Source organism: Streptomyces sp. NPDC051913 (genome assembly GCF_044593635.1).
Classification (GTDB): domain Bacteria; phylum Actinomycetota; class Actinomycetes; order Streptomycetales; family Streptomycetaceae; genus Streptomyces.
Genome location: NZ_JBIUCI010000015.1, coordinates 103,043 through 124,473 on the forward strand (window position 1 = coordinate 103,043; position 21,431 = coordinate 124,473).

The 21,431-nt window shown below is 71.8% G+C and carries 18 protein-coding genes; 10 read left to right on the forward strand and 8 right to left on the reverse strand.

What is annotated here, in order from left to right; translation table 11 throughout:
* Nucleotides 1–31: 31 nt before the first annotated feature.
* A complete protein-coding gene (locus tag ACIHIX_RS35705; protein WP_399963645.1) occupies nt 32–3,319 on the reverse strand; it encodes a toll/interleukin-1 receptor domain-containing protein in 3,288 nt (1,095 codons plus the stop codon).
* Nucleotides 3,320–3,605: 286 nt separating this feature from the next.
* Here ACIHIX_RS35705 and panD point away from each other — a divergent pair, with 286 nt between their 5' ends.
* Nucleotides 3,606–4,025, forward strand: a complete 420-nt coding sequence (gene panD / locus ACIHIX_RS35710) for an aspartate 1-decarboxylase (RefSeq protein WP_329342152.1) — start codon at nt 3,606–3,608, stop codon at nt 4,023–4,025.
* Between the two features lie 32 nt (nt 4,026–4,057).
* Nucleotides 4,058–4,402, forward strand: a complete 345-nt coding sequence (locus ACIHIX_RS35715) for a GNAT family N-acetyltransferase (protein WP_399963647.1) — start codon at nt 4,058–4,060, stop codon at nt 4,400–4,402.
* Between the two features lie 387 nt (nt 4,403–4,789).
* Here ACIHIX_RS35715 and gndA read toward each other — a convergent pair whose 3' ends face one another.
* The 3 genes from gndA to ACIHIX_RS35730 all read right to left on the reverse strand — a co-directional run bounded on the left by gndA (nt 4,790) and on the right by ACIHIX_RS35730 (nt 8,762).
* Nucleotides 4,790–6,229: an NADP-dependent phosphogluconate dehydrogenase gene (gene gndA, locus ACIHIX_RS35720; protein ID WP_399963649.1), complete on the reverse strand. Its 1,440-nt coding sequence runs from the start codon at nt 6,227–6,229 to the stop codon at nt 4,790–4,792.
* 113 nt (nt 6,230–6,342) lie between these two features.
* Nucleotides 6,343–8,178, reverse strand: coding sequence for a KGGVGR-motif variant AAA ATPase (locus tag ACIHIX_RS35725; protein ID WP_399963932.1), 1,836 nt, complete (start codon nt 8,176–8,178; stop codon nt 6,343–6,345).
* A complete protein-coding gene (locus tag ACIHIX_RS35730) occupies nt 8,178–8,762 on the reverse strand; it encodes a TIR domain-containing protein (RefSeq protein ID WP_399963651.1) in 585 nt (194 codons plus the stop codon). Before ACIHIX_RS35730 ends, ACIHIX_RS35725 begins: the two co-directional genes overlap by 1 nt.
* 157 nt (nt 8,763–8,919) lie before the next feature.
* On the opposite strand from ACIHIX_RS35730, the gene ACIHIX_RS35735 reads away from it, so the two are divergent.
* On the forward strand, nt 8,920–10,035 hold the full coding sequence (locus ACIHIX_RS35735; RefSeq protein WP_399963653.1) for a transglycosylase family protein: 1,116 nt from the start codon (nt 8,920–8,922) through the stop codon (nt 10,033–10,035).
* Between the two features lie 22 nt (nt 10,036–10,057).
* On the opposite strand, the gene ACIHIX_RS35740 is transcribed toward ACIHIX_RS35735, so the two are convergent.
* Nucleotides 10,058–11,206: a DMT family transporter gene (locus tag ACIHIX_RS35740; RefSeq protein ID WP_399963656.1), complete on the reverse strand. Its 1,149-nt coding sequence runs from the start codon at nt 11,204–11,206 to the stop codon at nt 10,058–10,060.
* Nucleotides 11,207–11,416: 210 nt separating this feature from the next.
* On the opposite strand from ACIHIX_RS35740, the gene ACIHIX_RS35745 reads away from it, so the two are divergent.
* The 6 genes from ACIHIX_RS35745 (at nt 11,417) to ACIHIX_RS35770 (ending at nt 18,024) form a co-directional block, all read left to right on the forward strand.
* Nucleotides 11,417–12,172: a (2Fe-2S)-binding protein gene (locus tag ACIHIX_RS35745; protein WP_399963659.1), complete on the forward strand. Its 756-nt coding sequence runs from the start codon at nt 11,417–11,419 to the stop codon at nt 12,170–12,172.
* A 40-nt stretch (nt 12,173–12,212) separates the two neighbouring features.
* A complete protein-coding gene (gene glgA, locus ACIHIX_RS35750) occupies nt 12,213–13,364 on the forward strand; it encodes a glycogen synthase (RefSeq protein ID WP_399963934.1) in 1,152 nt (383 codons plus the stop codon).
* 53 nt (nt 13,365–13,417) lie between these two features.
* Nucleotides 13,418–14,638, forward strand: coding sequence for a glucose-1-phosphate adenylyltransferase (glgC, locus tag ACIHIX_RS35755; RefSeq protein WP_399963661.1), 1,221 nt, complete (start codon nt 13,418–13,420; stop codon nt 14,636–14,638).
* 149 nt (nt 14,639–14,787) lie between these two features.
* A complete protein-coding gene (locus tag ACIHIX_RS35760) occupies nt 14,788–16,107 on the forward strand; it encodes a wax ester/triacylglycerol synthase family O-acyltransferase (RefSeq protein WP_399963663.1) in 1,320 nt (439 codons plus the stop codon).
* A gap of 104 nt (nt 16,108–16,211) precedes the next feature.
* Nucleotides 16,212–17,717 carry an SDR family NAD(P)-dependent oxidoreductase gene (locus tag ACIHIX_RS35765; RefSeq protein WP_399963666.1) on the forward strand — a complete coding sequence of 502 codons (1,506 nt, stop codon included), beginning with the start codon at nt 16,212–16,214 and terminating at the stop codon, nt 17,715–17,717.
* Between the two features lie 76 nt (nt 17,718–17,793).
* The gene (locus ACIHIX_RS35770; RefSeq protein ID WP_399963668.1) at nt 17,794–18,024 is read left to right on the forward strand and encodes a hypothetical protein; all 231 of its coding nucleotides are present in this window, start codon (nt 17,794–17,796) and stop codon (nt 18,022–18,024) included.
* A 9-nt stretch (nt 18,025–18,033) separates the two neighbouring features.
* On the opposite strand, the gene ACIHIX_RS35775 is transcribed toward ACIHIX_RS35770, so the two are convergent.
* On the reverse strand, nt 18,034–18,837 hold the full coding sequence (locus ACIHIX_RS35775; RefSeq protein ID WP_399963670.1) for an SDR family oxidoreductase: 804 nt from the start codon (nt 18,835–18,837) through the stop codon (nt 18,034–18,036).
* Between the two features lie 25 nt (nt 18,838–18,862).
* Entirely contained in the window at nt 18,863–19,258 is a 396-nt protein-coding gene (locus ACIHIX_RS35780) for a hypothetical protein (protein WP_399963672.1), read from the reverse strand.
* A gap of 480 nt (nt 19,259–19,738) precedes the next feature.
* On the opposite strand from ACIHIX_RS35780, the gene ACIHIX_RS35785 reads away from it, so the two are divergent.
* Nucleotides 19,739–19,912, forward strand: a complete 174-nt coding sequence (locus ACIHIX_RS35785; protein ID WP_399963674.1) for a hypothetical protein — start codon at nt 19,739–19,741, stop codon at nt 19,910–19,912.
* 130 nt (nt 19,913–20,042) lie between these two features.
* On the opposite strand, the gene ACIHIX_RS35790 is transcribed toward ACIHIX_RS35785, so the two are convergent.
* Nucleotides 20,043–21,386 (reverse strand): amidase, encoded by a 1,344-nt coding sequence (locus ACIHIX_RS35790; RefSeq protein WP_399963676.1) that lies wholly within the window; start codon nt 21,384–21,386, stop codon nt 20,043–20,045.
* Between the last annotated feature and the right edge of the window lie 45 nt (nt 21,387–21,431).

The following is a 21,431-nucleotide window of genomic DNA, read 5'->3' on the forward strand; positions in this document are numbered from 1 at the left end:
GGGGTGCGCGAGTGCCGGCGGGGGAGGGGCGTCAGCCGTCCGCGCACGGCCTGACGTAGTCGCCGAGGATGCCGAAGCGCTGCCATTCCTCCCGGGTCAGGTCGCGCCCCGCCAACGCGCAGGCACGGCGGGTGAGTTCCGCCGGATCGATGGTGAGGCTGCGGACCGTGCCGTCATAGGCGACTTCCATGAGGCGGTTTCCGGCGCTGGTGAAGAAGATCTCGGCTGGGTCGTCCGCGTCGTCGAAGAGCGGCTCGCCCACGGTCTCCAGCGTCTCGGCGTCCCGCAGTCGCATGTCGCCCGTGCTCAGCAGGAGCGACCCGTCGGGGCTGAACGCCAGGGCGTGGCTGCTGCCCGGAACGGTGGCCAGGCGCCGACAGCCGCCGTCGGCCTCGGCGGCCAGCAGTCGCATGGTCGAGTCCTGCGACGCCACCGCGACGGTGGTGCCGTTCGGGTGGAAGGCGATGCCGCGGCTGCCCCCGGCGGAGGCACCCATGAGCTTGGTGCACTCCATCACCCGCTCGCCGGTGGCGACGTCATGGACGACGGTGCGGCCCACGGTGTCGGTGGCGGCGAGGCGGGTCCCGGTCCGGTCGAGGGTGAAGTGAAGGCCGATGTGGTCCGCGAACCCCGTCACCCGGAACGTGGCCACCGGCGGACCGTCGGCACGGGCGGTGTCGTAGACGCGGGCGGTCGGCGGGCCGTTCTCCTCGGTGCCGTCGAGCCACACGAACCGGCGGCCGTCGTCGCTGAAATCGACGTCGCCGGTGAATCCGTCGAAGCTGCGCAGCCTGCGGCCGTCGCTCAGCCGGACCAGGGCCGTGGTGAACTGCGTCCGGACACCGACTCTGGTCGCCTCGGTGCAGCAGACCAGCAGATGGCGGACGTCCGGTGAGAGCGTCGCGCTCGTGCTCTGTTGCAGGGGCGAGTCCAGGGTGACCGTGCGCCGCACCCGACCGGTCGCGAGATCATGCACCTGAACGCGACCGTCCTGGAGCACGGTGACGAAGCTTTTGCCATCCTTCGAGACGTCGTACGCGGTGAGCTGGTTCGGATCGAACGGCAGTTGGGCCGCGAAGGCGTGCCGGACCGCCCGCTGCACGTCCCAGACCACCGCGTTGCCGGTCTCGCCGGTGCCCAGCAGCCGGCTGCCGTTGCCCGCGAAGGCCAGGGCGAGGACGCTTCCGCGCACCCCGGGCAGTTCGATCGGCCGGGCCTCCCCGGAGGTGAGATCCCAGAGGCGAACGCGGTCGTGTTCGGCCGTCGCCACGTAGCGCAGGTCGTCCGACATGGCCACGGCACTGAGCGGGGCCGGGTCGATACGGGTCGCCCGGCCGGTGTCGAGGTTGCCGACCTCCACCCCGGTGTCGCGCCAGCCCAGGATGAGCTTCTCGCCCACGGCGAACTGAGCTCCCCACACATGGAGCACGGCCCGGGTGGCGCCGCGGGAGGCGGTGACGACCTGTTTGCGGACGCCGCCCGACGTGCCGTCGTCCGTCGTCACCGACAGCAGACGTCCCGACGGGCTGTAGACGAGTCGCGTCACCTGTGCCTCGGCCGCGACCTCGACGAGGACGTCGAGACGCGCGGTGGCCCCGGGGACCGCACCGGTGCTGAGCCGACCGGCCCGTGCGACGAGCGCGAGCTCCTTGCCGTCCGGCCGCAGCGCGACCTGGGCCGGGACGCCGCCGCCACCCGGCGGCCGCATCGTCGCCACCACCGAGGCGTCATCGGTGTCCAGAACCACCGCCTTCCGGTCCACGCCCGCCCCCACCAGCACGGCGACCCGGCCGCCGTCGGCGCTGAAAGAGGCGTCGGGCATATCCGCAGGCGCTCCGCCCAACGCCGGCCCGCGGCCCAGGGCACGCCCCGTGCGCACGTCCCACATGACGAGCCGGCCCTCGGCATCCGTGCCCGCCAGCACCGGCCGCCGGGTGGCATCGCCGGACACCCGGAGCAGATCCCCGTCCACCGTGGCCGTCCGCCGACCGGTCAGCGCGTCGAGGAAGACGACCTTGCCGGGCGCGACGACGGCGGCGAAGTACCGGCCCTCGGCCACCGACGTCACCCACGACTGCTCGTACACCGGAGCCAGTGCGCGGACGGCGTGCGTCGACGTGTTCCAGAGCCGCACCCGCCCATGGCTGTCCCGCGAGAGTACGAACCGGCCGTCGGCACCCGGGAGCAGCATCTCCAGGTCGCCGGCGTCCTTGTCGTGCGGACTCAGGACCTGAGCCCGCCGGTCGGTCCGGTCGGTGGGCCACACGAACAGCCGTCCGTCGTCCGGCCCCCCGGCGTCCCCGGCGGAGAACTCGTGGCACGGGCAGTGCCCCGCGAACGCCCAGCGTCCGTCCTGGCTCACCGCCACCGTCTCCAGCGCGAAGGGAGCCGCGACCCCGGCGGGAAGCCGCAGGAACCCCGCGAGCCCCTTCTCGGCCTCCTGCACCACGGACAGCAGCCCGCCCCGCGCCGCCGCGGTGTCCGACGTACGCCAGGCCTGGGCACCCAGCAGCAGCGCGGTGTCGAGCGAGCCCTCCTTCAGATCCAGGGCCTGAGCCGCCAGTTGACGTGAGGACCCGTCCCGCAGCCGGGCCTCCGCGGTGTTCGCGTTGCGATTGGCGACGACCGCGGCGAGGCTCGCCACGACGGCCAGCAGGGCCAGCACCACCCCGGTCACCCGCATGGCACGCAGCCGCCTGCGGTGCTGACGGACGTCCTCACCGTGTATGTCGTCGATCGACACGCCCCGGAAGCGGGCGGCCAACCGCGCCACGACATCGTCGAACGCGCGATGTCCCAACGACAGTTGCGCCGGCTCGCGGAGCCCGCGGAGATCGAGCACATACGGCTCCGCGGTGAACGCCCCGGCCAGCGCCCGCGGCACCGCGTCGGAACGCTCCCAGTCGAAGTCGCCGGCCTCCTCGTCCCAGCGGCAGTCTCCACGCGTCACCGCGAGCAGCAGGGTCCCGTCCGGCTTGTGGGCTCGCCAGTACTCGATCTCCTTGCCCACCCACTTCGACGCCGCGGCCTCGGGCGAGGCGAGGAGGACGAAATGCCGGGACCGAGACAGCGCGTCCTCGATCGTCGGCCACAGCCCGGGACTGGCCGACAGACTGGACTCGTCCCGGAACACCCGCACCGCCCGCAGCCGGTACCAGGGCCGCGCGAAGTGGTGCAGCCCGGTGCGCAGCGCCTCGGCGCGGACACGGTCGGCCTTCTGGTTGTACGAGATGAAGGCGTCGAAACCGGCCGTCGCCGCATGGGGCCGCGCCGCCCTCCGCCACCACCGCAAGCTTCCAGGCCACGGACGCAGAGCCATGGCGCCTCCCCCCGAGCGCGACGGAATCCGCGGAGCCGTCACCCCCGGGCCCGCGCCGCGGAAGAGCAGTATGCCGGGCAGACCAGGCGCCGTATCCATACGCACATGAGCGCATATTCCCGCACCACATCCCGCCCCCGAGCCCGGCCCCGGCCCTTCCCGGCCGCGGAGTGATCCGCGTTTCGTTTCCACGCCCGCGGCCGCTGCGTATCCTGAGCGCATCGTTCGTCGTACACGGCCCTTGACCTGCGGTGCAGGCAGGGAGCCACGACTCGGGAGTCGCTTGATGCTGCGCACCATGTTCAAGTCCAAGATCCACCGCGCCACCGTCACCCAGGCCGACCTGCACTACGTGGGATCGGTGACCATCGACGCGGACCTGCTCGACGCCGCCGACCTGCTGCCCGGTGAGCTGGTCCACATCGTGGACATCACCAACGGTGCCCGCCTGGAGACGTACGTCATCGAGGGCGAGCGGGGCTCCGGTGTGATCGGGATCAACGGGGCCGCCGCCCATCTCGTCCACCCCGATGATCTGGTGATCATCATCAGTTACGCTCAGGTGACCGACGCCGAGGCGCGGGCACTCGTACCCCGGGTCGTGCACGTGGACCGCGACAACCGTGTCGTGGCTCTGGGCGCGGACCCGTCGGAGCCGGTGCCGGGGTCGGACCAGGAGCGCAGCCCGCAGGCCGTACCGGCCTGAGTTCACAGACGGTCGAGACCAGGAGTGTGCCCGTGAGCGACATCGAGATCCGCGACGACCGGGCGGCCGGCCGCCTGGAGGCCGTCGGCGCCGGCGAAGTCGTCGGCCACATCGAGTACTTCGTCCTCGACTCGCCCGGGCCCGCCCTGGTCCCCGTCCACACGATCGTGGAACCGGCCCACGAGGGAAAGGGCATCGCGGGCTCCCTGGCCCGCGAGCTCTACACCATCGCCGCACGTGAGGGCGTCGTCGTGGCCCCGCTCTGCCCCTACGTCGTCAAGTGGGCCGAACGCCACCCCGACGAGGCCCCGGCCGCCGACCCCGAGCTGCTGCGTGCGGCGAAGGAGTGGCTGGTGGCGCACCCGGGCCGGTTCTGACCCGGCCAAGCGGGTGACTGGCCCGACCCGTACCGGGTAGGCGGGGGAGAAGTCCAGAGCCGACGTTCACCACAGGCTGGAGGACACGATGACCAACCCCCCGACCCCCTACCCGGATCCGGTCCACCCGGACCCGGTCCATCCCGACCCGACCCCGGGCCCGATGCCGGAGCCCCCACAGCCGCCGGCCCCGGCCCCGACGCCTCCGCAGCCCCCGGGCCCGGCTCCGGTTCCCCCGGCCCCGGAGCCGGTCCCGAACCCAGAACCGGGACCTCCGCTCACTTGACATCGGAGCCGGGCTGACGTGCCTCTTCTCGGGGGCGCGGGGAACTGCGCGACCAGCCCCCACGCCCCCGCACTCGCCCTACAACCGACCCGACCGCCCCACTAGGCGCCGATCTCCGACCGGTCCCCACCCCACAGCGTGTGGAACGACCCGTCCCGGTCCACCCTCCGATACGTGTGCGCCCCGAAGAAGTCCCGCTGCCCCTGCGTGAGCGCCGCGGGCAGCCGCTCGGCACGCAGCGCGTCGTAGTACGCGAGCGCCGCCGAGAAGCCCGGCGTGGGCACCCCCTGGCGCGTCGCCGCGACGATCACCTCACGCCAGTCGTCCTGCGCGTCGGCGATCTCCTGGGCGAACGTCTCGTCGGACAGCAGGCTCGGCAGATCGGCGCGGGTGTCGTACGCGGCGCGGATCCGGTCGAGGAACGCGGCCCGGATGATGCAGCCGCCGCGCCAGATCGCGGAGACGGCCCCCAGGTCGATGTCCCAGTCGTACTCGTCGCGCGCGGCGGCGATCTCGTGGAAGCCCTGCGTGTACGACACGATCTTGGAGGCGTACAGCGCCTGCTCGACCCGGTCGGCGAACGCGCCCGCCTCGGCCTCGCTCAGCGGCGTGGCCGAGGGCCCGGCGAGGCCGCGGGAGGCCTCCCGGAGCGCCGCGTGCCCGGACAGCGAGCGGGCGAAGACGGCCTCGGCGATGCCGGACACCGGGACACCGAGGTCGAGGGCGATCTGGACCGTCCACCGCCCCGTGCCCTTCTGCTCGGCCTGGTCCACGACCACGTCCACGAAGGGCTTGCCGGTGGCCGCGTCCACGTGCGACAGCACCTCGGCGGTGATCTCGATCAGATAGGAGTCGAGCCGGCCGGTGTTCCAGGTCCGGAAGATCTCCGCGATCTGCGCGGGCGAGTAGCCGGCGACATCGCGCAGCAGCTGGTACGCCTCGCCGATCAGCTGCATGTCGGCGTACTCGATGCCGTTGTGCACCATCTTCACGAAGTGCCCGGCACCGTCCGCGCCGACGTGCGTCACACAGGGCGCGCCGTCCTTCGCCTTCGCGGAGATCTTCTCGAGCATCGGGCCGAGCGAGTCGTACGACTCCTTCGAACCGCCCGGCATGATGCTGGGGCCGTTGAGCGCGCCCTCCTCGCCGCCGGAGATGCCGGTGCCGACGAAGTGGATGCCCTGCTCGCGCAGTTCGCGCTCACGGCGCCGGGTGTCGGCGAAGTGCGCGTTGCCACCGTCGATGATCATGTCGCCGGGCTCCAGCAGCGGGGCGAACTCCTGGATCACCGCGTCGGTCGGGTCGCCGGCCTTCACCATGATGACCAGGCGCCGGGGGCGCTCCAGCGCGGCGACGAACTCCTTGGCGGTCTCGGCGGCGATGAAGTCGCCCTCGCTCCCGTGCTCCTCCACCAGGGCGTGGGTACGGGACGCCGTCCGGTTGTGCACCGCGACCGTATAACCGTTGCGGGCGAAGTTGCGGGCGAGGTTACTGCCCATGACCGCGAGGCCCGTGACGCCGATCTGCGCTGTAGTGCTCATACCGTCTGCTCCCAAGGATCCGGTGGATCGGGTAGGTCGTGTGTCGGTGGTGCCGTTCGTGCTCGTCAGCAGCCTACGCAGATACGGTTCGCGGGCCCTGTTGTGTTCAGCACCTAGAACAGGGTGTCCGGGAGGACGACGGAGGCGCTGCGGGGGAGCGGCGCGTTCTCGGGCAGATGGAGGATGGCCCGGGCCAGCTGCCGGACCTTCTCCACGTACGCCCTCGGCGTCATGGCGTCGCGGAAGTCGACGTAGTTCCGTTCGGCCACGTGCGGCGGGGGAATGACGTCGCCGATCAGGACCGGGATCAACTGCTGGCGCTCCGCCCGCTGGGCGGCCAGGGCGTACTCCTGCAAGGTGTAGTCCGACCGCGTCCAGTCCGTGCTCACCACCGCCACCACAGCGTCGGCGCTGCTGAGACCGGCCTCCAGCCGGGAGGGCCAGTGGTCCCCCGGCTGCATCTCCCATTCGTCCACGAACACGTCGAGCCCGAGCCGCTTGAGGTTCTCCGCCAGCACCAGAGTCCAGTTCGAGTCGGCGTGGGCGTAGGACAGATAGACGTCGTAGCGGCCGCTTCGGGAGGAGTGCGGCCGCAGGCTGGGGGAGTCCCGGCGAATACGTGCGGCGATGGCGCGGGCGGCCTGTGCCGGGGTGCCGTCCTCCAGGTTGAACACCTGCAGGGACTGGGCAAGACGCGGCAGTTCGCGGATGGCCGCCGACGAGGTGACCACGGGGAACGTGAGCCGTTCAGTCGTCGTGTGGACCGAGCGGCGCAGGAAGAGGGCGGTGTCGTGGTTCTGGAACAAGTCCTCGCCCGTCTCGTCCACGATCATGACGAGGTGACGGCACCTGTCCGCGAACTGTGCCCGATGCCGGAGGTTCTCGCCCGCGACCCAGCTCGTCACGCCGTTCTCCAGGAACAGCTGTTGCAGGGTCCGCGCCAGCGGCTCCTGCGCCCTGGTGTGGCTGATGAACACGTCGACCTCGAAGTCCTGCCGCGCCGCCTGCTCGGCCGTCTCCACATAGGAGTCACGGTTCTCGATGAGCAGGCCCACGTCCTCCAGCCGGCGTGCCAGCAGCGCGGCGAGGCTGGCGATGCTGTACGTGACCTGCTCGGAGTTGCGGGGACTCTCGGTGAGCGCGGGCAGGAGCTCGCCGAAGGACCAGACGGGGAAGTAGGGGATCGTCACCCGCTGGAGCAGCTCCCCGGCGGAGCTGCCGCGCGGCGCCCAGTCCCGCAGCCGCGGCTCCATCATCTCGGCCAGCCTGCGCCGCCAGACCTCGCCCTGCTCGTACTCGGTCTGCGCGTCGAACCGGCTCAGCAGCGGCACGGTCAGCAGCCGGGGCCGGTCGTACGGCAGCCCGTCCCTGGCCTTCATGGCGCGGTCGACGATGTCCAGCACCCCGTCCACGTTCTGCTGGTTGGCGGTGTACGCGAAGACCAGCACGTCGGGGACCTGGGCCGTGCAGATGCCGCCCGCGTCGGTGATGCCCGTGCGGCTGTCGACCAGGACGAGGTCGTAGTTGCTCATCCACGCGTCCCGCCAGGCCTCCAGCGTCGCGCCGAAGTCGTGTTCCTCGTACAGCTCCTCCCAGTCGACCTGCTGGAGGCGGGAGATGTACGTCTCGTCGCCCACCGCGCCGGCCGTGATCAGATCCAGGTGGGCACCCTCCGGAAGCCGGACCGGGGTGCGGTGCCGAAGGGCCGTCAGCTCTCCCGTGCCGGGTGTCGCGCGGGCCTCCTCGATCATCTCCAGCAGCCCCGCGTTCGCCGGCGAGGCCAGGTGCTCGTCGAAGTAGTACGACAGCCCCGGCGCCTCCAGGTCCCAGTCGACGCACAGCACGCGATAGCCCCAACGCGCCAGCACCACGGCCGTGTTGGCGAGCGCGAAGCTACGGCCCACCCCGCCCTTGTAGGAGTAGAACGTAATGATCTGTCCGGTTTCCATCACGCTCCAAAGCGTGGAAGTCGGCCGGGAGTCGGCGTGGCAGCGGGGGGCGGTCTGAGGGCCGGCCAGTCGGCGCACCAGTCCGGCACCTCCGCGAGGCGCGTGGCGATGAGCTGGGCGAGGCGCTGCACCTCCTGATGGAAGTACGGATACGCCTCGGATTCCTGGTACTTGGGATAGGGGACGTTGTAGTTCTTGAATTCCTGGTGCAGTTGGCGGCGGCGCACCGGCTCCGGAAAGCTGGTCCCGTCCGCGAACACCACCGGAAAGATCAGCCCCTCGGCCTGTGCCTGTTCTTCACGCTCCTCCATCGTGGCCCATTCCGCGGTGCACCAAGGGGAGCGGAAATAGGGCGCGGAGAGCACGGGAACGAGAAGTCGGCTCCGGCCCAGGGACGTGGCGAGCCGATCCGGCCAGGGCACGCCGAAGCGTTCGTCCAGCTGCTGGTCGAGGAATATCTCGGCCTTCCCGGTCTCGTCCTCCAGACAGCCTTTGAGCGCCGGGTAGAAGTGGTTCCGCACCCACGCGCTGACGTGCCCCGCGCTTCTGCTGTAACTGACGAACACGTCGAACTCGTAATCCACCGCCGCCCCGTTCACCCTCCAGCGCGCCCCGGGCCCTGGTGCGAGGGAGTGTATCCGTCGTGCCGAGAGGCGGCTGATTGCGGTCTTGTCATGGCCTGTTCGGGGCGCTTACTTTTGGCCCTCCTGACGTATGCACGTATGTCGAGGGGGACGCTCCATGGCCGTACGCGGCCGGCACCGCCGGTATCAGCCGAACAGGATCAACCGCGCCTCGCTCACCGTCACGGCGGGCGGTGCCGGAATGGCGATCCCGCTCATCGGCGCCGGCACGGCACAGGCCGCCGACGTGGACACCTGGAACAAGGTCGCCGCGTGCGAGTCGACCAACAACTGGAGCATCAACACCGGCAACGGCTACTACGGCGGGCTCCAGTTCACCCAGTCCACCTGGGAGGCCTACGGCGGCACCCGGTACGCGCCGCGGGCCGATCTCGCCACCAAGGACCAGCAGATCGCCGTGGCCGAGAAGGTGCTGGACGGGCAGGGGCCGGGAGCCTGGCCGGTGTGTTCGGTGCGGGCGGGGCTCACCCGGGGCGGGGACACCCCCGACATCCACCCGGCCGGGGGCACCAAGGCCGCCGTCCCGGACGTACAGCCGCAGACCACGCCCCAGTCCAGGGCCGGCTCGGCCGAGATGTACACCGTGGTGCACGGCGACACCCTCTCCGGCATCGCCGAGCGGGAGGACGTCAAGGGCGGGTGGCGGGGTCTGTACGCCGCCAACCGGAAGGCCATCGGGTCCGATCCCGACCTCATCCTGCCGGGACAGCGGCTGAGCCTGCGCGGCAAGGCCGCCACGGTCACGACGCAGACGTCCACGGCGCCGGCGAAGGAGAAGAAGGAGAAGCCGGCCGCCGAGGAGACCGGGCACTCGCTCGTCGCCCCGGTGGACGCGCCGACCGGCACGCCGTACCACAAGGCGGGTTCCTCCTGGTCGAAGGGCTATCACACGGGCGTCGACTTCGCCGTCCCCACGGGTACGACCGTCAAGGCCGTCGCCGCCGGGCGGGTGGTGGCCTCCGGATGGGCCGGGTCGTTCGGGTATCAGGTGGTGATCCGGCACTCCGACGGGCTCTACACGCAGTACGCCCATCTGTCCGCGATCTCGGTGAAGAGCGGGCAGAGCGTCGGTGCCGGACAGCGGATCGGCCGCTCGGGGTCCACGGGCAACAGCACGGGCCCGCATCTGCACTTCGAGGTGCGGACGGGGCCCGGCTTCGGTACGGACGTCGACCCGGTCGCCTATCTCCGGGCCGGAGGGGTCAGGGTCTGACCTCGCGGTCAGGACCTGCCCCTCAGGATTTGACCCTCATGCGGTGCCGGTCGAGCACGGGCATCGGGATGTAGGAGGCGCCGTAGAGGGGGCCGACGTAGAAGATCGGCTGTTCCTCGGACTCGGCCGGGTCGACGGGGTCCTCCAGGACCGCCGACTCGGCCACCGCGACCAGGGACTCCTCGCGAGGCGTCGGCGTCTGCCCGGGCAGGACCGCGAGCAGCTCCTCGGCCGAGGAGGGGACGCGTACCTGCACGTCCCCGACCCGCACCGGCTCCTCCGCCTGGGCCGGCAGCTGGACCGGCTGGACCGGCTCCGGCGTGGGCTCCGGCACGGACTCCGTGCGGGCGATCCGCTCCGACGTCAGCAGGATCAGGCCACCCGCCGCCACCACACCGCAGCTCAGGGCGAGCGCGGTGCCGGTCGTGCCGTAGCGGAAGGTCTCGCCGAACATCGTGATGCCGACGACGGCCGCCACCACCGGGTTCACGACGGTCAGCGTGGCCAGCGGGGCCGCGAGCCCGGCGCCTCGGTAGGAGGCCTGGGAGAGCAGCATGCCGGCCGTGGCCAGGACGCCGATCACGGCGAGGGAGGGCACGTCGGCCGCCGAGACGCCGCCGGTCCAGTCGACCGCGACCGTCTTGGTGAACACCGACGACATGCCGAAGGCGATACCGGACGCGGTGGCGAGCAGGATGCTGCGCACCGCCGGGTGCCGGTGGGCCGCCCGGCCCGCGATCATCAGGGCGACGACCGCGACGCCGGTGACCGTGGCGACGGCCACCCGCTGGGCGGTGTCCAGGGACTGCGCGTCGGAGGCACCGACCAGCGACAGCAGACCGGCGAGGCCCACGGTCGCCATGATCGCGCCGCGCCACGCGGTCGCCCCGGCCCTGCGGCCGACGAAGAGGGCGGCCATGGGGAGGGCGAACACGATGGTCAGCGCGCCCAGCGGCTGGACCAGACTGAGGGGGCCGAAGGCCAGAGCCACCACGTGCAGCAGGCCGCCGAGGCCGTTCAGCGCGACCGCCGCCCACCAGCTCGGCCGACGGAACGGCGCGAACTGCTGCTCGGGGGAGGACACCGCGACCTGCTCCTGGACGATCGCCCCGCCCGCGTACGCGACGGCGGAGACGAGCGACAGGACGACGGACAACGCGAGGGCGCTCATCAGCAGCTCCTCTGCGTGAAGCAGGGGTGGTTACCCCGGCGCGGCGAACGGTCGGCTTCCATGTCCAACACGATGCCGTGAAAAGACATTCCCGTCGTCGTACCTGAGCAGGCAATGGGTCCTACTGCCGATGGAGTACTACGGAGGGTCAGTCCTCCCCAAGGTGGGTGACACTGCCCCGTGACCCCCTGATGGCCTCCCCTAGGGGCCTTGGTACTACTGCTCTTCGTGGACCTCGACGCCGATCTCGCCGCGCTCCGCCCGCTCGGCGGCTACTTCCTACTACGCACGGGCGCGCCGCCCCGTTCAACGCTGCCCACCCTCGCACGGGCGTACGACATCGAAAAATCGGATGTTTACGAAGAATCCGTGACTTTTCGTGTCCGGAAAGTGGCCGATGCTCTCCGGGCCCCGGAGTTGCGGATCGCCGCCTCCATCGCCCAGCAGGGCCTCGCGGCCCGGCTCTGGTCGGCGGCCCTCGGCTGCGCCGTGCTGTACGGCCACGTCCCCGACCTGGACGCCCGGCTGCTGCGCTGGGACGCCGACGGCAGCGCCCCCGACGACCTGTGGCTGACCGAGGTGCGCGCGCTGCCCGGCGACGCGGGCGCCGTCGCCGCGGTCGTACTGGAAGGACACCTGGAGCCGCTGGCCGCGGCGCTGCGGTCCCGGTACCGACTCGCCCCCGGCCTGCTCCGCGGCAACGCCGCCTCCGCCCTCGCCGGAGCCGCCCGGCAGCTGTCGCTCTGGGCCCGCGCACACGACCGCCCCGAGGCGGCCGCCCGCACCCGCGCCCTCACCGCGGACCTCCTCGCCCACCCCCTCCTCACCGGCACCGGAACCCTCACCGGCACCGCCTTCCGGCGCCGCAGCTGCTGCCTCTACTACCGCGTCCCCGGCGGCGGCGTGTGCGGGGACTGCTGCTTCACCCGGCCCCCGCGGTCTTCCCCGCGCGCCGCATCTGGGTGACCATGAAGGGCAACCAGCCGTGGAGAACAGGGGGTTCCGGGTGCGAGTGGGACTGCTGACCCGGGAGTACCCGCCGGACGTGTACGGCGGCGCGGGCGTCCATGTCGAGTTCCTCGCCCGGGAGTTGGCCTCCCTGGTCGATGTCGAGGTGCACTGCTGGGGCGAGGGCCGCGGCGTGGGCGTGGTGCGCCACCGCCCCTGGCCCGTCCTCGACACCGCCAACGACGCGTTGCGCACCTTCTCCGTGGACCTCGCGATGACCGCCGGCCTCGAAGGCCGTGAACTCGTCCACTCCCACACCTGGTACGCCAACCTCGCCGGCCACCTCGGCAAGCTCCTGTACGGCATCCCGCATGTGATGACCGCCCACTCCCTGGAGCCGCTGCGCCCCTGGAAGGCCGAGCAACTCGGCGGCGGATACGCCCTGTCGAGCTGGGCCGAGCGCACCGCGATCGAGGCCGCCGACGCGGTGATCGCCGTGTCGGGAGCCATGCGTGAGGACATCCTCGCCTGCTACCCCGCCCTCGACCCGGCCCGGGTGCACATCGTGCACAACGGCATCGACACCGCTCTCTACCGCCCCGACCACGGCACCGACGCCCTGACCCGCGTCGGTCTCGACCCGGACCGCCCCTTCGTGCTCTTCGTCGGCCGCATCACCCGCCAGAAGGGCGTGCCCCATCTGCTGCGCGCGGTACGGGACATCGACCCCGCCGCCCAGGTCGTGCTGTGCGCCGGAGCGCCGGACACCCCGGAGATCGACCGTGAGTTCCGGGAGCTGTACGAGGAGTTGAGCCGGGTCCGTGAGGGCGTGCACTGGATCCCGCAGATGCTGCCGCGTCCGGACGTGATCCAACTCCTCACCCACGCAGCCGTGTTCGTCTGCCCCTCGGTGTACGAACCCCTCGGTATCGTCAACCTCGAAGCCATGGCGTGCGGAACTCCCGTCGTGGCCTCCAAGGTCGGCGGCATCCCGGAGGTCGTCGACGACGGCAAGACGGGTCTGCTCGTCCCGGTGGACGACGACTTCGAGCCCGCCCTGGCCCGCGCGCTGGACTCGGTCCTCGGCGACCCGGAGGGCGCCCGGCGGATGGGTGAGGCCGGGCGGGAGCGCGCGGTGGGGGAGTTCGGCTGGGACGCGGTCGCCCGGCGCACGGTGCGGCTCTACGAGGAGATCCGCAAACAGGCGTAGTGCGCCCCGGGCGGGGGCAGGCATGGGTCACAACCAGGGTGAGGGGAGCGACCATGCGTCGTGGCGGACCTTCGGTGCTCGGGATCGTACTGGCGGGCGGAGAGGGCAAGCGCCTGATGCCCCTGACCGGTGACCGCGCGAAACCCGCGGTCACCTTCGGCGGAACGTACCGCCTGGTGGACTTCGTGCTGTCCAACCTCGTCAACGCGGACATCCTGCGCATCTGCGTCCTCACGCAGTACAAGTCGCACTCGCTGGACCGCCACATCACCACGACGTGGCGGATGTCCAGCCTGCTCGGCAACTACGTCACCCCCGTCCCCGCCCAGCAGCGGCTCGGCCCCCGCTGGTACCTGGGCAGCGCCGACGCGATCCTGCAGTCCCTCAACCTCGTCTACGACGAACGGCCCGAGTACGTCGCGGTGTTCGGCGCCGACCACGTGTACCGCATGGACCCGCGCCAGATGCTCGCCCAGCACATCGAGAGCGGCGCGGGCGTGACCGTGGCCGGGATCCGCGTCCCGCGCTCCGAGTCCTCGCAGTTCGGGGTGATCACGCCCGGCTCGGACGGGCTCACGGTGGACCGCTTCCTGGAGAAGCCCGCCGATCCGCCCGGCCTCGCGGACGACCCGGAGTGCGTGTTCGCCTCCATGGGCAACTACATCTTCACCACCAAGGCGCTGATAGAGGCCCTCCAGCGGGACGCCGAGGACGAACGCTCCGTCCACGACATGGGAGGCTCGATCCTTCCCCAGCTCACCGAGCGCGGCGAGGCCCAGCTGTACGACTTCAGCGCCAACCACGTCCCCGGCGAGACCAACCGCGACCGCGGCTACTGGCGGGACGTCGGCACCCTGGACGCGTACTACGACGCCCACATGGACCTCATCGCCGAGCGTCCGGCGTTCAACCTCTACAACCGGCAGTGGCCCATCTACACCCACTCGGGCCAACTGTCCCCGGCCCGCTTCAACGCGGGCGGCATCGCCAGCGAGTCCATCATCAGCGCGGGCTGCCTCATTCGGGGGCAGGTCACCCGGTCGGTGCTGTCGCCGGGGGTGGTGGTCGACCCGGGGGCGGTCGTGCAGGGGTCGGTGCTGCACGACAACGTCAAGATCGGGCGGGGCGCGGTGGTACGGGGCGCGGTCCTGGACAAGAACGTGGAGGTGCCACCCGGTGCCACGATCGGGGTGAATCCGGAGCGGGACGCCGAGCTCTACACCGTCTCCAAGGGCGGGGTGATCGGGCTCGGAAAGGGCCAGCGAGTGTCCTGAGACACACCGGCGGGCACCCCCGTGACCCCTGGGGCGCGAACGACCGGACTTAATCTGCTGTTAACTGTGCGTAGCTTGATCGTACTTGACCGTAATCGCCAGAGGGCGATTGACTGCTTGCCCACCCGTCGTCGACGCGAGGCAAGCCATTGACTTCCGACCCGCTCGCCCCTCTCGACCTGGCGTTCTGGAACATCGAGTCCGCCGAGCACCCCATGCACCTGGGCGCCCTCGGCGTCTTCGCGGCGCACTCACCCACCGCGGGCGCCCACGCGGCCGACCTGCTCGCCGCGCGGGCCGCCGCGGTGCCCGGCCTCAGGATGCGGATCCGGGACGTCTGGCAGCCGCTGTCCTTCGGCGGGGCGACCCGCGAACCCGCCCCCGACTTCGACCCCCTGGACCACGTCCGGCTGCACGCGCCGACCGCCGACTTCCACGCCGAGGCCGGCCGGCTCATGGAACGCCCGCTGGAGCGCGGCCGCCCGCCGTGGGAGGCGCACGTCCTGCCGGGGGAGGACGGCGTCTCCTTCGCCGTGCTCTTCAAGTTCCACCACGCCCTCGCCGACGGTCTGCGCGCCCTGACGCTCGCCGCGGCGATCCTGGACCCGATGGACCTGCCCGAGCGCAGGCCGCGCCCCGAGGCGCCGTCCCCGGGCTTCCTGCCGGACGTGCGCAAGCTGCCCGGTCTGGTCCGCGGCGCCGTCTCCGACGTGGGCCGGGTCCTCGACATCGGCGCCTCCGTCGCCCTGTCCGGCGTCGGGGTGCGTTCCTCGTCGGCCCTGACCGCGGAACCGAGCGGGACCCGCCGCACGGCGGGCGTGGTCATCGACCTCGACGACGTGCACCGTGTGCGCAAGGCCCAGGGCGGCACCGTCAACGACGTCCTCATCGCGGTCGTCGCGGGCGCCCTGCGCCGCTGGCTCGACGAGCGGGGCGACGGCAGCGACGGCGTCGCCCCCCGCGCCCTGATCCCCGTCTCCAAGCGCCGCCCGCGCACCGCGCACCCACAGGGCAACCGGCTCTCCGGGTACCTGATGAGGCTCCCGGTCGACGACCCCGACCCCCTCGCCCGCCTCGACACGGTCCGCACCGCCATGGACCGCAACAAGGACGCCGGACCCAACCGCGGCGCCGGTGCCGTCGCGCTGCTCGCCGACCACGTCCCCGCGCTCGGCCACCGGCTCGGCGGGCCCCTGGTCAGCCAGGCCGCCCGGCTCTGGTTCGACATCCTCGTCACCAGCGTCCCGCTGCCCAGCCTCGGCCTGAAGCTCGGCGGCAATCCGGTCACCCAGGTGTTCCCGTTCGCCCCGCTGGCCCGCGGCCAGTCCCTGGCGATCGCCGTCTCGACGTACCGCGGCCACGTCCACTACGGCCTCGTCGCCGACGCGGCAGCAGTGCCCGACCTGGACGTTCTGGCCAGGGCCCTCACCGCGGAGGTGGAGACGCTCATCACCGCCTGCGAGGCTTGACCCCCTCCGTTTTTGGAGGACGGGCCCGGCGCTCCGTAGAATTCCCTGTTCGAAAGCGGACGCGGTCGGAGCGCCGCACGGGGCAGCAGGGAAACGGCAGCGCGATGACGGTGACAGAGGACGGCTCGGCGATCACGGACGAGGCCGTGGACGAGGTCGTGTACGGCCCCGGGATCGACCCGGAGCGGCTGGCCGTCTGCCTCGCCGTGCTCGACGAGCTCGACCGGCTGGAGGTCGACCACCCCGACGCGATCGCCGTGCGCCGGGCCACCGCCGGCGTCTACCGCACGGTCAAGCAGCGCCGCCGCCAGGAGCGCAGGGCCGCCAAGACCGCCCACGACAAGGCGGTCACCGAGGCCACCGCGACCGGCTCCGCCCAGCGCATCGACGACGAGACCGAGGGCATCCTCCCCTCGTCGGTCACCGAGGAGGGCCGGATCGCCGGGATACTCCAGCGCCCCCGCTCCTGCTACACCTGCAAGACCCGGTACGTGGAAGTCGACTACTTCTACCACCAGCTCTGTCCCGACTGCGCCCGGCTGAACCGCGACCGGCGCGACGCCCGCGCCGACCTCACCGGCAAGCGCGCCCTGCTCACCGGCGGCCGCGCCAAGATCGGCATGTACATCGCGCTCAGGCTGCTGCGCGACGGCGCCCACACCACCATCACCACGCGCTTCCCCAAGGACGCCATCCGCCGGTTCAAGGCCATGGACGACTCCGGGGACTGGATGCACCGCCTGGAGGTCGTCGGCATCGACCTGCGCGACCCGGCCCAGGCCGTCGCCCTCGCCGAGCAGGTCAGCGAGGCAGGCCCGCTCGACATCCTGGTCAACAACGCGACCCAGACCGTGCGCCGCCTGCCCTCCGCCTACGCCGCCCTGGTCGACGGCGAGAGCGCCCCGCTGCCCGCCGGTGAGCTGCCCGCCCACCACGTCATCGGCGCCTTCGGCTCCGGCGCCGTCGACGGCCTGGCCTCCCTGCCCGCCGGGATCTCCGGCATCGACGCCCAGCAGGTCGCCGACCTCGCCCTCGTCGCGGGCAACGCCAGCGTCGCCAAGCACCTCGACGGCACCGCCATCGACGCGGGCGGCCTCGTCCCCGACGTCGTCGACACCAACACCTGGGTGCAGACCATCGAGCAGATCTCCCCGGTCGAGCTGCTCGAGACCCAGCTGTGCAACTACACGGCGCCCTTCATCCTGATCAGCGCCCTGCGCCCGAGCATGGCCGAGGCCGCGAAGAAGGCCGCGAGCGGACGTGCCTACGTCGTGAACGTCTCCGCGATGGAGGGCGTCTTCGGCCGCGGCTACAAGGGCGCGGGACACCCCAACACCAACGCCGCCAAGGCGGCCATGAACATGGTCACCCGGACCAGCGGCCAGGAGATGTTCCAGACCGACGGCATCCTGATGACCTCCGTCGACACCGGCTGGATCACCGACGAACGCCCCCACTTCGACAAGCTGCGCCTCGCCGAGGAGGGCTTCCACGCCCCGCTCGACCTGGTCGACGGAGCGGCCCGGGTCTACGATCCGATTGTGCGCGGTGAACAGGGCGAGGACCTGTACGGCGTCTTCCTCAAGGACTACGCGCCCGGCAAGTGGTGACGCGCCTGCCGTGACGTGTGCCCCGGCGCCCGCAGGGGAACCCGGACCCTCCTGAGTACCGCGCCAGGAGTGAGTCATGGCCAGTCCGCACAACATCGATCCGCGCGCTCTCGGTGACCCGCGCAACCACTACCCCACCGACGAGCAGTTCTACGCGAGCGACCGCCCGGCGCATCCCGTCCTCCCCGAGGACCGGCCCCGCGGCGGCGCCCACGACCCCTACAAGCACCCGTGGACGTGGGGCACGATCGCGCTCGTCGCGTTCATCGTGCTGATCGTCCTCATGGGGATCGCGCTCTTCCCGTAGAGAGGCTCTTCAGGGCTGCGGCGGCGCGTACGACCGCAGCCGGTCGTGGACGGCGTACCCGCCCGGCCGCGCCGCCCCGACCCGCGTCCCGCCGTCCACCAGCAGATCCGCACCGGTGATCCACTCGGCCGCGTCGGAGGCCAGCCACACTACGGCCCGCGCCACGTCCGACGGCTCCCCGATCCGCCCGAGCGGCAGCCCCGCCGCGAGCTCCGCCTCGCCCGGCTCCCATACGAACCGGGCCATCTCGGTACGCACCAGACCGGGCGAGACGGAGTTGACGCGGACCCGCGGAGCCAGCTCCCCCGCGAGCTGCCGGGTGAGATGGAGCAGGGCCGCCTTGCTGGTGCCGTAGGCGCCGATGCGCGGCCCGACATGCGTGGCACCCTCCGTACAGACGTTGATCACGGACCCGCCGTGCTCCCGCATCCACGCCCGCCACGCGCAGCGCACCAGTCGCAGCGGTGCCTCGACGTTGACCGTGAACGCCTCGCGCCAGGCGTCCGGGTCCACGTCCATCAGCGGGCCGTACGGCTGGTTGGTCGCGGCGTTGTTGACGACGACGTCGAGCCGCCCGAACGCGCGCAGGGTGAGTGCGGTGACCTCCGCGAGATGAGCGGGGTCGGCGACGCTGCCCGCCACTCCGATGCCGCCCAGCTCGGCGGCGGTCCGCCGGACGTCCGCCGCCTCCCGGGCCGTCACGCACACCAGCGCCCCGGCGTCCGCCAGCTGCCGGGCGACCTCGCGCCCGATCCCGCGCGTCCCGCCGGTGACGACGGCGGCCTTCCCGCTCAGCCCGTACGGCGACGTCATCGACGTACCGTCTCATGACGGGCCGTCAGTCGACAGCCCCGAGACGGGAGTTCCGTGCGGCCAGCAGCTCCAGCACGGTTCGCCAGTCCTCCAGGACCCCCGCGTCGAAGGCGGCGGCCCGGCTCTCCTCCTCCGCGAGGCGCAGCCGCAGCAGGTCGTCGTCGCCGACGGGGCCTTCGCGTCGTACGAGACGGTGAACGCGTTCGCCGAGCAGGGTCCGTACGGCGTCCGCCGCCCGCTCGTGGCGGTGGGCCTCGTCGCCCGGGCACAGGACCTGCCCGATGTCCTGCACGAGCCCCGCCACTTGGAGCTCCTTGTCGGCGGGGCGGCCGCGGCGCAGCAGCGCGGCGGTCCGCAGGCCGTGCGGGTCCCGGCAGGCGTACAGCAGATCCATCAGCTCCTCGACACTGCGCAGCTCCACGCGTAGTCCTCTCGCCGGGCAGGCCGTTGCCGCCCGTCAGCAGATCATGGCCGTCTTGCGAATCGGCCAACGGGACCTGAACTGCGCGACCGAGGGCGGATTTCCTCGAACTTCCTCGAAGGCGCGACCATGCGTGTACGCCGAACGGGTGAGCTTGCCGACAGGGCATAAATGGACAAATGCCTTGTTAAAGGACCCAATGAACACGGGGGACTTGTGATAGTTACCCCTTGTTTTCAGCCCCATCGAGCGGGCCCCTGCTCATTTGGTTAATCTGTAGCGGACGGACAGCAGTACGGGGTCCTACCCACACCCACGGTCCGTCCTGGGGCAAACCGATCACCACGGTCTGTTCTCACCAGAGTTACCGGCGCCACCGCGTCCGAACTGTTCTCGACTCAGACCCGAGCGGGCGTCCGGTGCCAGGCCGCATCCTGGCTGGTACGCCCCGAGGGTGACCCGACACATAAGGAGTGCGCGGTGACACCGGAGAAGACGAATCGCGAGCAACGCCCCAAGGAACGCCAGGAGCAGGCCGGCCACAGGCCCGGACAGCTCGGCAGCCTCGACGTGTGGGCGCGGTCCGCCCCCATCCGCCTCGCGGGCTACGAGGACGACCTCGCCGAGCCCCACATCCTGCCCAGCGTGGACTGACGCCGACAGCCCCCTTCGCGATCGCCGACGGCATGGGCGTGCGAGACTCACGCCCATGCCGATGGATGCGCCGAGCACATGGCAGCGCAGGACAGCCGTGCCGTCGTCGCTCTTATGGCGCTGACCGGTCTCAGTCCAGGGGTGCCGTTCGCTGCCACGGGTGCAGCTTCTCCAGCTGCTCCGCCGTTTCCAGCAGCAGGGCCTCCGAACCCGGGCGGCCGACCAGCTGTACGGCGGTGGGGGCGCCCGAGGGGAGGGTGCCGAAGGGGACGGACATCGCGGGCCAGCCGGTCAGGTTCCAGGGCGGGGTCATGGGCGAGTAGTTGGTGTTGGCCAGGACGTTGCGGAGCCAGCCGCGCTCGTGCCAGGGGGCCGAGGCGGGGGAGCGGCGGGCCAGCGCCGGGGTGAGCAGGACGTCGTACTCCTCGAAGAACGGTTCCAGGCGACGGCGGAGTTCCTCGCGGCTCCTGCCGGTGCCGACCCCCTTCACGAAGCGGCGGCCCACCGCGGCGTGGACCCGGGTGCGCCGGGTCAGCAGGGTCCGGTCGAGCCCCTGGGCGTCCTCGGACGTGCCCGCCGTCCAGTGGGCGAGCGAGGTGAAACTCAGCGACATCGGGTACGCCGGGTCCGCGCGGCGCACCTGATGGCCGGCCTTCATGAGCACCTCGGCGGCGTCCCGGGCGGCGGTCTTGTAGGGCGCGGTGATCGCGATGCCGGCGATCGGGCTGCGCAGCGACACGGCCACCTTGCGCATCCCGGACCCGGGCGGCCGTCCGAACTCCGCATCGGCCAGGATGCCCAGCATCAGCCGCGCGTCCTCGACCGTCGTCGCCAGCGGACCGTTCTCGGACATGCCGAACCAGTCGCCGTCGCTGACGCCCGCCGGGACCACGCCGTGACCGGGCTTGACGGTGGCGAGTCCGCAGTTGGCCGCCGGGATGCGCAGCGATCCCATGCCGTCGTTGCCGAGGGCGATCGGGACGAGCCCCGCGGCGACCGCGGCCGCGCTGCCGCCGGAGGAGCCGCCCGCCGTGCGTGAGGTGTCCCACGGGTTGCGGGCGGTGCCGTGGACGCCCTCGGTCGTGCCGAAGACGCACAGCTCGGGCACGTTCGTCAGGCCCACGACCACCGCCCCCGCGGCGCGCAGCCGGGCGACCGTCACATGGTCCTCCGCCGACGGCGTGTCCGGCGTGGCCGCCGAGCCGACGCGCTTGGCCTCGCCGCGCACCGCGAGGTTGTCCTTGACGGCCACCGGCACCCCGGCGAGGGGCAGTTCGGTGAGGTCGGCACGGGCGCCCACCTCGTCGGCCTCGGCGAGCGCCGCCTCGGCCCGTACCGTCCGGAAGGCGCCGACGCGGCCGTCGAGCCGCTCGATCCGGGCGAGGTGCTCGGCCACCACCTCGCGGGGCGTCGCCCGCTTCTCCCGCACGGCGGCGGCGATCTCGGCGGCGGTCCGGCCGATCCAGCTGGTCACGGGTCTCTCCTCGTACTGGCGAGTATGTAGGGAGAACTGTGCCCC

Coding starts and splice junctions, on each gene's coding strand:
- ACIHIX_RS35765 (WP_399963666.1), top strand. CDS start 16,212: ATGACGGTGACAGAGGACGGCTCGGCGATCACGGACGAGGCCGTGGAC.
- ACIHIX_RS35770 (WP_399963668.1), top strand. CDS start 17,794: ATGGCCAGTCCGCACAACATCGATCCGCGCGCTCTCGGTGACCCGCGC.
- glgC (WP_399963661.1), top strand. CDS start 13,418: ATGCGTCGTGGCGGACCTTCGGTGCTCGGGATCGTACTGGCGGGCGGA.
- gndA (WP_399963649.1), bottom strand. CDS start 6,229: ATGAGCACTACAGCGCAGATCGGCGTCACGGGCCTCGCGGTCATGGGC.
- panD (WP_329342152.1), top strand. CDS start 3,606: ATGCTGCGCACCATGTTCAAGTCCAAGATCCACCGCGCCACCGTCACC.
- ACIHIX_RS35740 (WP_399963656.1), bottom strand. CDS start 11,206: ATGAGCGCCCTCGCGTTGTCCGTCGTCCTGTCGCTCGTCTCCGCCGTC.
- ACIHIX_RS35705 (WP_399963645.1), bottom strand. CDS start 3,319: ATGGCTCTGCGTCCGTGGCCTGGAAGCTTGCGGTGGTGGCGGAGGGCG.
- ACIHIX_RS35775 (WP_399963670.1), bottom strand. CDS start 18,837: ATGACGTCGCCGTACGGGCTGAGCGGGAAGGCCGCCGTCGTCACCGGC.
- ACIHIX_RS35735 (WP_399963653.1), top strand. CDS start 8,920: ATGGCCGTACGCGGCCGGCACCGCCGGTATCAGCCGAACAGGATCAAC.
- ACIHIX_RS35725 (WP_399963932.1), bottom strand. CDS start 8,178: ATGGAAACCGGACAGATCATTACGTTCTACTCCTACAAGGGCGGGGTG.